Source organism: Sciscionella sediminilitoris (assembly GCF_000737195.2).
GTDB classification, from domain to species: Bacteria; Actinomycetota; Actinomycetes; order Mycobacteriales; family Pseudonocardiaceae; genus Sciscionella; species Sciscionella sediminilitoris.
In genome coordinates this window covers 23788-36051 of the sequence record NZ_JALM01000026.1, presented here as the reverse complement: position 1 = coordinate 36051, position 12264 = coordinate 23788, and the positions used below count along the sequence as shown (strand labels likewise).

The following is a 12264-nucleotide window of genomic DNA, read 5'->3' as shown; positions in this document are numbered from 1 at the left end:
GCACCGAGTACGACTGGCGCGAGCACGAGGCATCGCTGAACTCCTATCCGCAGTTCACCACCGAGATCGACGGGCAGCGGATCCATTTCCTGCATGTGCGCTCGGCCGATCCGGATGCCATCGCGCTGATCCTGACCCACGGCTGGCCCGGTTCGGTGGTGGAATTCCTCGACGTGATCGAGCCGCTGTCACGGAAATTCCATCTGGTCATCCCCTCGATGCCGGGTTACGGATTCTCCACGCCGCTTTCCGGTAGTGGCTGGGATCTGCGCCGGGTTTCCGCGGCGTTCGCCGAACTCATGGCCCGCCTGGGTTACCCCCGCTATGGGGCGCAGGGCGGGGACTGGGGATCCGGTATCTCGCTCGAACTCGGCCGTATCGATCCGGAACACGTGGTCGGGGTGCACGTGAACATGCTCGGCACCGTGGCGCCGGAGGAGCCCACCGCCGAGGAACAGGAACGGCTGGAGTGGAACAAGCGCTATTTCCGCGAACTCTCCGGTTATCGCGATATCCAGCGCACCAGGCCGCGCACCCTCGGCTACGGGCTGCACGATTCCCCCGTCGGGCAGCTGGCGTGGATCGCGGAGAAGTTCCACGACTGGACCGATTGCGCGGACCGCCCGGAGGATGCGGTCGACCGGGACCGGATGCTCACCAACATCACCTTGTACTGGCTGACCGGTACTGCCGGGTCCTCGGCGCGGCTGTACTACGAGACCGGCGGCGGAATGCGGCCGCCGAGGGAACTGTCCGTCCCGCTCGGGGTCGCCGTGTTCGGGCACGACATCGTCCTGCCGATCCGCTCGGTCGCCGAACGCCAGCTGCCGACGATCACCCGCTGGTCGGAGTTCGACCGCGGCGGGCATTTCGCGGCGCTCGAACAGCCCGCCGTCCTGACCGAGGAGATACTCGCCTTCTTCGGAAACCTGACCTGATGGACATCCGCGCGGTCGGGCAGGAAAGCCGCGAGGCGGTGGCGATGATGGACGCGCTGTGGGAGGAGATCCAGCTGCGGTACGGGTTCCGCGCGCCCAACCCGATGCCGGCCACTCGGTTCGACGGTTTCTGGCTCGCCTTCGGGCAGCAGGGCCCGGTCGGCAGCATCGCCATGGCCCCGTTGACGGATGCGGCCGCCGAACTCGATGTCATGTACGTCGTGCCCGGGCAGCGGGGGACCGGGCTCGCCGCGGAACTGCTCGCGGTGGCGGAGGGGTTCGCGATCCGGCGGGGGATCGGGACCCTGCGGCTGCGTACCGGCGAACCCCAGCCGGAGTCGATGCGGTTCTACGTGAAGTCCGGATTCCGCCCGATTCCCCGCTACGGCAAATGGGCAGGGGACGAGAGCGCGCGGTGTTTCGAGAAGGAGCTATAACCGCCGCACGGTGAGCGCGTCCTCGGTCACCGCGCCCGCATCGTCCGCGCGCACCACGTAGGCGCCGCCGCTCGGGCGTTCGGAGACCGCCTCGGCCAGTTCGGTGCCCCGGTAGAGCAGCCCGGCCCCGTCGTCGGTGCAGTAGGTCAGCGGCAGCTGCCCGGAAGCCACCGCGCGCTGCACGGTGGGGCGGCGCAGTTCCTCGGTGTCGTAGTGCACCCCGTTGCCGTAGGGCAGGAAACCGAGCCCGTCGGTGACCACCCGGAGCTCGGGTCCGAAGGAATCCGTGGCACCGCCCGTGTGCCAGCAGATCGACCCGGCCGAGACCCCGGCGAGCACGATCCCGGACTGCCACACCTCGTGCAGGATCTCGCCGAGCCCGTGCACCCGCCACACCGCGAGCAGGTTCGCGACCGATCCGCCGTTGACCCAGATCACGTCCTGCTCGAGCAGGAAGCCGCGAATATCGGCGACCGGGGGCATCGGGAACAGGTTCAGGTGACTCGTGCTGAAACCCGCGTGCCTGCCCGCGGCGTCGAACCGGGCGTGGAAGGCGTCCTGATCGCCCATCGCGGTGCCGATGTGGCACAGTTTCGGCGCCCGTCCCTCGACTCCGGCGAGCTCGACGGCGTACTGGATCAGCTTGTTGAACTCCAGGGGGATGCGGTTCCCGAGCCGGTACCCGCCCGAGGTCGCCAGGATGGTCGGTGTCGCTGCGCTCACCCCCTCATCCTGCCGTATCGCCGCCCCTGACAGTTGTCATGGTGCGGTCATGACGCGTGGTAGCGGGCTCGCACGCGGTTGGCGGCCAGGATCGGGGTATGCGAACGAAGACGGACACAGTGCGCGGGGCCGCGGTCAGCCTGGACGGCCTCGCCAAGAAGTACGGGGAGGTGCAGGCGGTCGAGCAGGTCGATCTGCTGATCGCGCCCGGTGAGGTGGTCGCGCTGCTCGGACCGAACGGGGCGGGCAAATCGACCACGGTGGACATGCTGCTCGGACTGTCCACACCGGACGCTGGGGAGGTCTCGGTTTTCGGGAGGAAACCGGGAAAGGCGGTCGCCGAAGGCATGATCGGCGCGATGCTGCAGGAGGGCTCGCTGCTCGAGGACGCCACGGTCGCCGAAACGGTACGGCTGGTGCACTCGCTGCACCGGCACCCGATGCCGGTCGAGGAGGCGCTGCGCCGGGCCGGGGTCGCCGAGCTGGCCGACCGCCGCTGCACCAAGCTCTCCGGGGGACAGAAGCAGCGGGTGCGGTTCGCGGTCGCGCTGGTCTGCGATCCGGACCTGCTCGTGCTCGACGAACCGACCGCGGCCATGGATGTGGGCACCCGCCGCGAATTCTGGCGCTCGATGCACGAGTTCACCGCGGCGGGCAAGACCGTGCTGTTCGCCACCCACTATCTGGACGAGGCCGAGGAGTTCGCCGACCGGGTGGTGCTGATGCGCTCCGGGCGGGTGGTCGCGGACGGTTCGGTCGCCGAGGTCCGTTCGGCCGCTTCCGGGCGCACCATCAAGGCGGTCGTGCCCGGGGCGGACGAGGGCCAGCTCGCCGCGCTGCGCGGGGTGAGCGCGGCGAGCCTGCGCGGGGACCGGGCCGAACTGGCCTGTAACGACTCGGACCTGGCGATCCGCGAACTGCTCGCGCACTTCGGCAATGCCCACGACATCGAGATCACCGCGGTCGGCCTCGAGGAAGCTTTCCTCGCGCTGACCACCGAAGGGGAGGAGGCGGCGTGAACCTGACCTATCTGGCCCTGGAAACCCGCAGGGCGCTGCGCTCGCCGCGGGCGCTGGTGTTCACCGTCGGCATGCCGGTGCTGTACTACTTCATCTTCTCCGGGATCTGGGGGTCGGGAGAAGTCGGCGGGATCAATGCCAAGACCGCGCTGATGTCCAGCATGGCCGCCTTCGGCGCGATGATGGGCACGATGTTCACCGGGGCGCGCACCGCACAGGAACGGGCGGTCGGCTGGCAGCGTCAGCTCCGGCTCACCCCGCTGACTCCGGTGCAGTATCTGCTCGGCAAGGGGATCGTGGGCATGTTCGTCGGGCTGATCCCGGTGCTGCTGGTCTCGATCGTCGGCGGGATCGACGGGGCGAGCCTCTCCGCGGGCGGCTGGGTGCAGCTGGTGCTCGGGGTGTGGCTGTCCGCCATCCCGTTCGCCGTGCTCGGCCTGCTGATCGGGCAGCTGGCCACACCGGACACCATCCCGGTGTTCACCATGGTCCCGATGCTGCTGTGCGGTTTCCTGGGCGGGCTGTGGATCCCGATCGCGATCTTCCCGCACTGGCTCGGCCAAGTCGCCAAGGTCCTGCCGAGCTACTGGATGGCCGATATCGGGCACGGCGCGGTCGGCCATGGTTCCGCGAACCTGGGGGCGGCCGCCGGAGTGCTCGCCGCATGGGCGATCGTGCTCGGCGCGCTGGTGATGCTGCGCTACCGCCGCGATGCCGCTCGCGGATGAGACCCGGCCTCCTGTCGGGGCCCGTCGTACCCTTGGCGGCGTGCCCCGACAGGAGAAGGACGTCTACGAGTACCGGCCGGATCAGTGGCCGGACTGGTCGTTGCAGCACGACGCCGAGGTGAACTCGCGGCGCTTCCTGGTCGGCCGCCGGATCGGCGTGTGGCTCTGGATCCCGTTCGGTTACGTGATGGGCAAGGACATCGCCGTCGAGTACCCGGCCTCGGTGGCGGTGCCGGCCTATATCGCGCTCACCGCACTGCTCGCGTTGTACGGGCTCGCGGGTACCTGGGGGTTGTACCGCTCGCACCGGGCGCGGGTGCAGCTCGTGGTCGCGATGTACGCGCTCGGCGCGCTGCCCGCGGTGTTCACCGGTTCGCCGGACAACCTGATGTACCTGATCTATCCGGTGGTCATCTCGATCATGCTGTGGCCGGTGCGGTACAGCAGGCTGCTCGCGGTCGGCACGGTCGCCGGGATGCTGGCGGTGATGTACTTCAGCAGCGAGGGCATCCAATGGGGCGAGATCGGCGCCATGCTCGGCCTCGGTTTCGGCATGAGCGGCTTCATGATGCTGTCCTTCACCATCGGACGGTTGAGGGCCGCGCGCGGGGAGATCAGGGAGCTCGCGGTCGCCGAGGAACGCGAGCGGCTCGCCAGGGATCTGCACGACATCCTCGGGCACAGTCTCACCACGATCACCGTCAAGGCCGGGCTGGCCCGCCGGATGCTCGAACGCGAGGAGGGCGGCGAGGGCGAGCACCAGGCCACCGCGGAGGTACGGGATGTGGAGGAGCTCGCCCGCCAGGCGCTCGCCGATATCCGGGCGACCGTGTCGAACTACCGCACCGCCTCGCTGCCCGCGGAGATCGCCGGGGCGCGGATGTCCTTGCAGGCGGCCCAGATCACCCCGGACCTGCCGCACGCGGTCGACGATGTGGATCCGAAGCTGCAGGAGGTGTTCGGCTACGTGGTGCGCGAGGCGGTCACCAACGTGATCCGGCATTCCAGGGCGGATCGCTGCGAGGTCCGGCTCGGCAGACGCTGGGTGCGGATCACGGACAATGGCAAGGAGGGCGCCGAACAGAACGGGGCCGGTGACGGCAACGGGCTGCGCGGGCTGCGCGAACGGCTGGCCGCGGTCGGCGGAGAGCTCACCACCACGCGTGCCACCGACGGATTCCAGGTACTCGCCTCGGTTCCCGCGGCGGCCGAGCTCGAGGAGACGGGATGATCACGGTACTGCTGGCCGACGACCAGGCGATGGTGCGCGGAGCGCTGGCCACGGTGCTGCGCATGGAACCGGATATCGAGGTCGTCGGCGAGGTGGGCACCGGGGACGAGGTGCTCCCCGCGGCGAAGGAGTACGAGCCCGATGTGGTGCTCCTGGATGTGCAGATGCCGGGTAAGGACGGCCTCACGGTGGCTGGTGAGCTGCGCGTGCAGCTGCCCTCGGCGAAGGTGATCATCTGCACCACCTTCGGCAGGCCCGGTTACCTGTCCAGGGCGATGTCCGCGGGCGCGGCGGGGTTCGTGGTGAAGGACTCGCCGCCGGAGCAGCTGATCGACGCGGTGCGCCGGGTGGAGCGGGGGCTACGGGTGGTGGATCCGGCCCTGGCCGCCGAATCGCTCGCGACCGGAACGAGTCCGCTGACCGAACGGGAGCGGGATGTGCTCGCCACGGCCCGCGACGGCGGAACGGTCGCGGACATCGCCAAGGAGCTGTTCCTCACCGAGGGCACCGTGCGCAATCACCTGTCCTCGGCGATCGGCAAGACGGGGGCACGCACCCGTGCCGAGGCGGTCCGGCTCGCCGATGAGAACGGCTGGCTGTAGCAACCGCTTGTGACGGACACACCCGGCACGGTGTGCGCGGTCCCGGAATCGGTTCTGCCACGATGAGCACGTGGTTGCACGGTGGTTGTCCAGGATCCTCGGCGCGGTGGTGCTGCTCGCCGTGCTGCTCGTCGGCGGCACCGCGTTGCGGGTGTGGCAGGTGGCGCGCACGGACGAGCGGGACAAGGTGGACGCGATCATCGTGCTCGGCTCGACTCAGGTCAACGGGGTGCCGAAGCCGATCCTGCAGGCGCGGCTCGAACACGCCAAGATGCTCTACGAGCAGGGGGTCGCGCCCGAGATCATGACGGTGGGCGGCAAGCAGCCGGGGGACGCGTACACCGAGGCGCAGGCGGGCACCAAGTATCTCGCCGAGCAAGGGGTGCCCCGCTCGGCGCTGGTGTCCGTCGGCGAGGGCAACGACACCCTGGTGAGTCTGGTCGCGGCGGGCAAACGGCTGCACGATCAGGGCCGCTCGAGCGCGGTGCTGGTGAGCGATCCGTGGCATTCGCTGCGCTCCCGCACCATGGCCCGGGACGCGGGGATCAGTGCCGATGTCTCGCCGACGCACGGTGGCCCGGTGGTGCAGCAGCGGTCCACCGAGATCCGTTACATCGTGCGGGAGACCGCCGCGCTGCTCTATTACCGGCTGACCAGGACCTCCGCGGACGAGATCGGTTCCGCGTAGCACGTCCGGCGCGCCGGAGTTGTCGGTGCCTTCTCGTAGTGTCTCGCTCATCGGATGAACGTTGGCGCACACACTGGGGTGAGAAGGTATGGAACAGTTCACGATCGCACCGAGGGGCCCGTTCCGGTTGAGCGCGAGCCTGCGTTTTCTTCGGGACGCCACGCCCGCGGGGTATGCGGACGGCGGGGACGGGGTTTTCCGGCTCGCGTTCCCGGTCGACGACGACTGGCGGCTGGCCGTGGTGCGGTTCTGGCAGCGCGAAGGTGCGGGGACGCTGCTCGGTTCGGTGCAGAGCGCGGCACCCGCCGGACTGGTGCGCATCCAGGTCGAGCGGGTACTCGCGGTGGAGGAGGACGGTTCCGCGCTGGCCGGGATCGCCGCGCGGGACCCGGTGCTGTCCGGCTTGCTCGGCAGGCACGCGGGTGCGCGGCCGGTCCGATTCCCCTCGCCCTACGAGGCCGCGTGCTCGATGATCATCGGGCACCGGATCCGGGCCACCCAGGCCCGCGGACTCACCCGGCGCATCGCGCAATGGTGCGGTACCGCGGTGGATATCGACGGACGGCGGATCACCGCCTTTCCCACGCCCCGCCAGCTGCTCGGTGCTCCGGAGCTGCCCGGGATGTCGGCGGTGAAGGACGAGCGGTTGCGCGCGGTGGCCCGGGCCGCGCTGGAGGGCAGGCTCTCCGGGAAGACGTTGCGGGCACGCAAACCCGCGCAGGCCATCGAGATGCTACGTGAACTGCCCGGCATCGGTCCGTTCTTCGCCGAGCAGATCCTGCTGCGCGGTGCCGGGCTGGCCGATGTGTTCCCGCTGCATGACACCCGGCTGCACGAGACGATGGCGCGTGAGTACGGGGTGCCCGCGGATCCCGCTGTGCTCGCCGGTATCGCGGCCACCTGGGCGCCGCTGCGCGGATGGGTCTCCTGGCTGTGGCGCGTCCACGGGAACGGAACCGAACCCGGCACCTCGGCCGAGGCGGTGGAGGATCAGCCGGTCTCCCCGATGTCCTCGGCCCACACCGCGGGGAAGTCCTGGATGAACCGGTCCATCAGCGTGCGGCACTCGACCGAGTCGAGCACGACGAGCTCCACCCCGGACTCGCGCAGCAACTGCTCCGGTCCGCGGAAGGTGGTGTTCTCGCCGATGACCACCCGCGGGATCCCGTAGAGCAGGATCGCCCCGGTGCACATGTGGCAGGGGGACAGCGTGGTGACCATGGTGGCGTTCGCGTAATCGCGCGCCGGGAGCCGGCCGGCGTTCTCCAGGCAGTCGGTTTCGCCGTGCCGGATCGTGCTGCCCAGCTGCACCCGCCGGTTGCGTCCGGTCGCCACCACGGTGTCGCCGAGCACCAGCGCGGCGCCGATGGGAACACCACCCTCACCGAGACCGGTGCGCGCCTCGCCGAGCGCGTGCTCGAGCAGTTCCTCGTCCCGCATGGGAGGTTCAGTCCTTTCCGGTTCCGCCACCGGCCTGGGGCTGGATGATGAACACCCGGTCGTCACTGGAAACGGGCTTGCCACCGGACTCCTTGTTGGCGGTGCCCACCACGACGATGCCCTCGCCGAGCACATCCATACCGGACAGCTTGCCGAATCCGTCCTTCCCGGTCACGCCGACCTGGGGCTGGCCGTTCACCGAGCCGTCCGTGTTGAGCGCGATGCCCTGCATATTGCCGGCCTTGGTGGTGTTGACCGAGACGAGCTTGGCCGTGGCGCTGCAGCCGGCCACCCCGGGTTTGTCCGGCCAGCTCCAGGTCGGTTCGCGCAGTTTGCCGGGAGTGACGTGGAACAGCTGGTCACGGGACCCGCCCTGGTCGGTGACGTAGCTGGCGGAACCGTCGAGGGTGGCGCACACTCCGCCGGGGGCGTGCACTCCCGAAGCCAGCACGGGGGAGTGCGGATCGGGGTTGCCCGGAGCGGGTTTGCCGTCGCCGTCGATGCGGAGCACCTTGCCCGCCAAGGACTTCGGATCGTTCGCCGCGGAGGCGTTTCCGGCGTCCCCGGTCGCGACGAGCAGCGCTCCCTTGTGATCGAGCGCCAGCGATCCGCCGTTGTCCTTCGCGCCCTTCGGGATACCGGTCAGGATCGGCTTGGGGGCCTGCCCCGCGGCGAACCGCACCACCTGGTTCCCGCTCGCGGTGGTCACATAGGCGTAGATCAGCTGATCCTCGTCGTAGTGCGGGGAAAGGGCCAGTCCGGTGACCCCGCCGGCCTTGGCGTCCACGTCCAGCTTCGCCAGCTGGGTCGGCGGGGTTCCCTTGGACACCTGCAGGATCCGGCCGGTGGACCGCTCCGCGGCGAGGGCACTGGGCTGCTGGGCGTTACCGGGAAGGGCGGCGACCGCGGACACGGCGCCCAGACAGGTGCCGATGACGTTCTCGTGGAAGTCGGTGCACCCCTGCGGGGGCGGCACCGAGGTCTGCGAACTGGGCGAACCGCCACCGGTCCCGCTCTCGCCGGGCCCCTCGGGCTGCGGCGGCTGCTCCGCGTTCAGGCTCGGTGCCGCGGTGTAGTGCCCGGGTGAGGCCTGCTTGGAGAAATCGGCGCACCCGGTCAGCACGACGGCGCCGGACACCATGGCGGCGGCGAGCGCCGTGCGAGCCCGCCGCGTGCTCCTCCCCGAAAGCGACATCACCCCAGCAGGCTACAAACCCGGTCGTGACCGTGGTGTGAGCACTCCCGCCGAACCGGATTCCACGGCTGGTTACCGTGACAGCGTGACGATCACGGTATTGGTGCCCAACGAGGAAGGGCGCGCCGCGCTCGCCGAGGTCGACGGGGTCACCGCGGTGCGCTACGAGCCCGGTGAACCGCTCGAGGACCACATGCGCGAGGCACAGGTGCTCGTGCCGCCGTTCCTCGCCGGGCCGAAGGTGGCCGAGATGTTCGCCGAGTTGCCGCGGCTGCGCCTGGTCCAGCTGCTCAGCGCGGGCGCGGAGAACTGGATCGGCCTGGTCCCGCGGGGAGTGGCGTTGTCCACCTGCCGTGGTGCGCACGGCGGGGCGACCGCGGAATGGGTGTTCGCCACACTGCTCTCGATCTACCGGGAACTGGAGCCCTTCGCGGCGAACCGGGCGCGCCGGGTCTGGGACCAGCACTACACCGAGACCCTGATGGACAAGCGGGTGCTCGTGGTCGGGGCCGGTGATCTGGGGGAGCAGTTGCGGCGCCGGTTCGCGGCCTTCGACGCGCACACCACCCTGGTCGGCACCCGGGCGCGGGACGGCGTGCACGGGGTGGAGGAACTGCCCGAGCTGCTGCCCGAGCACGAGGTCACGGTGCTCGTGGTGCCGCTGACCTCGGCGACCCGCGGGATGGTGGACGCGAAGTTCCTCGCGGCCATGCCGGACGGCGCGGTCCTGGTGAACGCCGCACGCGGGCCCGTAGTACGGACCGGGGCGCTGCTGGACGAACTCAACGCCGGGCGGCTGCGCGCGGCCCTGGACGTGACCGATCCGGAGCCACTCCCCGAGGACCATCCGCTCTGGTCCGCGCCGAACCTGGTGCTCACCCCGCACGTCGGGGGCAGCGTCACCGGAGGGCAGGTCCGGGCCTGGCATGTCGCGGCCGCCGAGATCGGGAAGTTCGCCGCGGGGCTGCGGCCGGACAACCTGGTGGACGGCGAGTACTAGCGCTGCTCGCGGAACTCGACGTGTGCCCGCGCGATCGGGTCGTACTTGCGCAGCACCAGCCGGTCCGGATCGTTGCGCCGGTTCTTGCGGGTGACGTAGGTGTACCCGGTGCCCGCGGTGGAGCGCAGCTTCACGATCGGGCGCAGCTCGTTGTTCGCCGCCATCAGATCCGTACTCCCTTGCGGCGCAGCTCCGCGACGACCGATTCGATCCCGCGCTTGTCGATCGTCTTGATGCCCTTGGCCGAGACGGTGAGCGTGACCCACCGTTTCGCCGAGGGCAGCCAGTAGCGGCGGCGCTGCAGATTGGGGTTCCACCGGCGCTTCGTGCGCTTGTTCGAGTGCGCGACCCGGTTCCCGAAGCCCGGCGCACGCCCGGTGACCTGACACACCTGGGACACGTTCCCTCCTCATGATGAGAATCATTTTCAATAATGGTGAGCTGACGCTACCATGGCGAACAGTCTTTTGAAAACGATTGTCAACAAGGGTGGGTGTGTATGTCCCGCAGTCAGTTGGTCCTCGTCGGTGGACTCGCCTCCGAGGTGGCCCGCGAGACCGCCGAATCGGCCATGCGTGAGGTCGAGGGTGCCGTGCTTGTGCACCACGATCTGCGCTCGCTGACCGAGGGGATCGTGCGGCGCACCGTGCGCACCGCCGAGGGTGCGCGGGAGACGGTGCTCGAACTGGCGCACGGTTGCGCCTCGTGCACCCTGCGCGAGGATGTGCTACCGCTGTTGCGCGGGCTGGCCGGGGACGGGGTGCCGCGCATCGTGCTGCACCTGGACCCCGCGATGGAGCCGGAATCGGTGTGCGGGGCGCTGTCCACGCTCCTGGTCGAGGACGAGAACGGACCGGGCACCGTGTGCGAGGTGCTGGACATCGCCGGGGTGCTCGTCGCCGTCGATCCGGAGCACTGGTTCCGGCAGGCGACCGGGGACGAGACACTGGTGGAGATGGGGCTCAGCGCCGGGACCGAGGACGAGCGCACGGTCGCACATGTGGCCACCGGCGCGGTCGCTTTCGCCGATGCCCTGGTGCTCGCCCGTCCTGCCGATCCGCGGACCCTCGCCGTGCTCGACCGGCTCGCCCCGGCGGCGGTACGCACCACGGGGCGCGAGGTCGGGCGACTACTGGAGCGGCTGCCCGCCGAGGCGCGCCGTGGCGAGGCGGACGATCCGCACGGTCCGTTGCTGCGCGGCACCCCGCCGCTGCATGCCGAACACGGAATCGCGCTCGCCGAGTTCGACGCGCGCCGTCCGCTGCATCCGAAACGGTTCGCCGAGGCGATGGAGGTGCTGCTGGACGGGGTGGTCACCGCATGGGGCCGGATCTGGCTGGCGAGCAAACCGGAGGCGAGTCTCTGGCTCGAGTCCGCGGGTGGCGCGCTGTGGCTGGGATACCTGGGACCGTGGCTGTGTGCCGCGCCGGAGGAATGGGAGCAGGCGGCTCCGCTGCGGTCCGCGACCGCGGCGCTGCGCTGGGATCCCTATTACGGGGACCGGGAGCAGCACCTGCTGGTCCTGGTGCACGAGGCGGACCCGGAACGGATCACCGAGGCGCTCAACGGCGCGCTTCTCACCGATGCCGAGCTCGCCGAAGGCCAGGACGGCTGGCGTGCGCTGCCCGACCCGTTCCAGCTGTTCGAGGACGAGCCTTGTGGGAGCCAAGGCTGAGCCTGGCATCATGTGCCTGTGGCACGCATCACTATCCGTACCGGTGACCTCACCGAGCAGCGGGTCGGCGCCATCGTGAACGCGGCGAACTCCGGCCTGCTCGGTGGCGGCGGAGTGGACGGCGCGATCCACCGCCGTGGCGGGCCGCGCATTCTCGAGGAGTGCCGGGAACTGCGTGCCGGGCGGTATCGCGATGGCCTGCCCGCGGGCGAGGCGGTGGCCACCGGTGCGGGCGAACTGCCCGCCGAGTACGTGATCCACACGGTGGGCCCGGTGTACTCCGCCAGTACGGACCGGTCGGCGATCCTGGCCGCAGCGCACCACAATTCGCTCACGCTCGCCGGTGAGCTCGGCGTGGGCTCGGTGGCCTTCCCCGCGATCTCCACGGGTGCCTTCGGCTGGCCGCTCGACTCGGCGGCGCGGATCGCCCTGGAGACCGTGGTGGACCACGAATTCCCAGGTGAAGTCCGGTTTGTCTTGTTCGGTCGCTCGACGGAGGCGGTCTTCGCGTACACGGCGGCCCGGCTCGGTGTCGCGGTCGGTTCCGATTAGCGGCAGAGGGTGACGTACCGTTTACCCCCCAAACTC

At 70.0% G+C, this 12264-nt stretch carries 15 protein-coding genes; 10 read left to right on the top strand and 5 right to left on the bottom strand.

Annotation, left to right across the window (positions count from 1 at the left end; all coding sequences use genetic code 11):
• The coding region (locus AD72_RS13175; RefSeq protein ID WP_031466776.1) for an epoxide hydrolase family protein at positions 1 to 938 on the top strand (938 nt) is incomplete at its 5' end.
• Positions 938 to 1375 (top strand): GNAT family N-acetyltransferase, encoded by a 438-nt coding sequence (locus AD72_RS13170; RefSeq protein WP_031466775.1) that lies wholly within the window; start codon positions 938 to 940, stop codon positions 1373 to 1375. The genes AD72_RS13175 and AD72_RS13170, both read left to right, overlap by 1 nt.
• Here the strand turns inward: AD72_RS13170 and AD72_RS13165 are convergent.
• Positions 1370 to 2098, bottom strand: coding sequence for a Type 1 glutamine amidotransferase-like domain-containing protein (locus AD72_RS13165; RefSeq protein ID WP_031466774.1), 729 nt, complete (start codon positions 2096 to 2098; stop codon positions 1370 to 1372). The genes AD72_RS13170 and AD72_RS13165 overlap by 6 nt on opposite strands.
• Before the next feature lie 98 nt (positions 2099 to 2196).
• On the opposite strand from AD72_RS13165, the gene AD72_RS13160 reads away from it, so the two are divergent.
• From AD72_RS13160 to AD72_RS13140, 5 genes are all read left to right on the top strand, one after another.
• A complete protein-coding gene (locus tag AD72_RS13160) occupies positions 2197 to 3117 on the top strand; it encodes an ABC transporter ATP-binding protein (RefSeq protein ID WP_031466773.1) in 921 nt (306 codons plus the stop codon).
• Complete coding sequence (locus AD72_RS13155) at positions 3114 to 3845, top strand: ABC transporter permease (RefSeq protein WP_031466772.1); 732 nt, start codon at positions 3114 to 3116, stop codon at positions 3843 to 3845. The genes AD72_RS13160 and AD72_RS13155 overlap by 4 nt, the downstream gene beginning before the upstream one ends.
• Positions 3846 to 3885: 40 nt before the next feature.
• Positions 3886 to 5076 (top strand): sensor histidine kinase, encoded by a 1191-nt coding sequence (locus AD72_RS13150; protein WP_051898564.1) that lies wholly within the window; start codon positions 3886 to 3888, stop codon positions 5074 to 5076.
• Positions 5073 to 5678, top strand: coding sequence for a response regulator transcription factor (locus AD72_RS13145; RefSeq protein WP_031466770.1), 606 nt, complete (start codon positions 5073 to 5075; stop codon positions 5676 to 5678). Before AD72_RS13150 ends, AD72_RS13145 begins: the two co-directional genes overlap by 4 nt.
• A gap of 70 nt (positions 5679 to 5748) precedes the next feature.
• Positions 5749 to 6366 carry a YdcF family protein gene (locus tag AD72_RS13140; RefSeq protein WP_031466769.1) on the top strand — a complete coding sequence of 206 codons (618 nt, stop codon included), beginning with the start codon at positions 5749 to 5751 and terminating at the stop codon, positions 6364 to 6366.
• Positions 6367 to 7356: 990 nt separating this feature from the next.
• Here the strand turns inward: AD72_RS13140 and AD72_RS35590 are convergent.
• Entirely contained in the window at positions 7357 to 7806 is a 450-nt protein-coding gene (locus AD72_RS35590; protein ID WP_031466767.1) for a nucleoside deaminase, read from the bottom strand.
• A gap of 7 nt (positions 7807 to 7813) precedes the next feature.
• On the bottom strand, positions 7814 to 9001 hold the full coding sequence (locus AD72_RS13130) for a PQQ-dependent sugar dehydrogenase (RefSeq protein WP_031466766.1): 1188 nt from the start codon (positions 8999 to 9001) through the stop codon (positions 7814 to 7816).
• Between the two features lie 85 nt (positions 9002 to 9086).
• Between AD72_RS13130 and AD72_RS13125 the strand changes: the two genes are divergently transcribed.
• A complete protein-coding gene (locus AD72_RS13125; RefSeq protein WP_031466765.1) occupies positions 9087 to 10001 on the top strand; it encodes a 2-hydroxyacid dehydrogenase in 915 nt (304 codons plus the stop codon).
• Here the strand turns inward: AD72_RS13125 and rpmG are convergent.
• Both rpmG and rpmB read right to left on the bottom strand, forming a co-directional pair.
• Positions 9998 to 10165, bottom strand: a complete 168-nt coding sequence (gene rpmG, locus AD72_RS13120) for a 50S ribosomal protein L33 (RefSeq protein ID WP_020498086.1) — start codon at positions 10163 to 10165, stop codon at positions 9998 to 10000. The two genes, AD72_RS13125 and rpmG, sit on opposite strands and share 4 nt — an antisense overlap.
• Positions 10165 to 10401: a 50S ribosomal protein L28 gene (gene rpmB, locus AD72_RS13115; protein ID WP_031466764.1), complete on the bottom strand. Its 237-nt coding sequence runs from the start codon at positions 10399 to 10401 to the stop codon at positions 10165 to 10167. The genes rpmG and rpmB overlap by 1 nt, the downstream gene beginning before the upstream one ends.
• Before the next feature lie 99 nt (positions 10402 to 10500).
• Here rpmB and mrf point away from each other — a divergent pair, with 99 nt between their 5' ends.
• Together mrf and AD72_RS13105 are read left to right on the top strand one after the other, a co-directional pair.
• Positions 10501 to 11676, top strand: a complete 1176-nt coding sequence (gene mrf / locus AD72_RS13110) for a ribosome hibernation factor-recruiting GTPase MRF (protein ID WP_051898561.1) — start codon at positions 10501 to 10503, stop codon at positions 11674 to 11676.
• A gap of 12 nt (positions 11677 to 11688) precedes the next feature.
• A complete protein-coding gene (locus AD72_RS13105; RefSeq protein ID WP_031466762.1) occupies positions 11689 to 12228 on the top strand; it encodes an O-acetyl-ADP-ribose deacetylase in 540 nt (179 codons plus the stop codon).
• The last annotated feature ends 36 nt before the right edge of the window (positions 12229 to 12264 follow it).

Excerpts from the sequence above, each read along its gene's own strand:
- rpmG (WP_020498086.1), bottom strand. The coding sequence starts at position 10,165 with ATGGCGGCGAACAACGAGCTGCGCCCGATCGTGAAGCTGCGCTCCACC.
- AD72_RS13170 (WP_031466775.1), top strand. The coding sequence starts at position 938 with ATGGACATCCGCGCGGTCGGGCAGGAAAGCCGCGAGGCGGTGGCGATG.
- AD72_RS13130 (WP_031466766.1), bottom strand. The coding sequence starts at position 9,001 with ATGTCGCTTTCGGGGAGGAGCACGCGGCGGGCTCGCACGGCGCTCGCC.
- AD72_RS13145 (WP_031466770.1), top strand. The coding sequence starts at position 5,073 with ATGATCACGGTACTGCTGGCCGACGACCAGGCGATGGTGCGCGGAGCG.
- mrf (WP_051898561.1), top strand. The coding sequence starts at position 10,501 with ATGTCCCGCAGTCAGTTGGTCCTCGTCGGTGGACTCGCCTCCGAGGTG.
- AD72_RS13160 (WP_031466773.1), top strand. The coding sequence starts at position 2,197 with ATGCGAACGAAGACGGACACAGTGCGCGGGGCCGCGGTCAGCCTGGAC.
- AD72_RS35590 (WP_031466767.1), bottom strand. The coding sequence starts at position 7,806 with ATGCGGGACGAGGAACTGCTCGAGCACGCGCTCGGCGAGGCGCGCACC.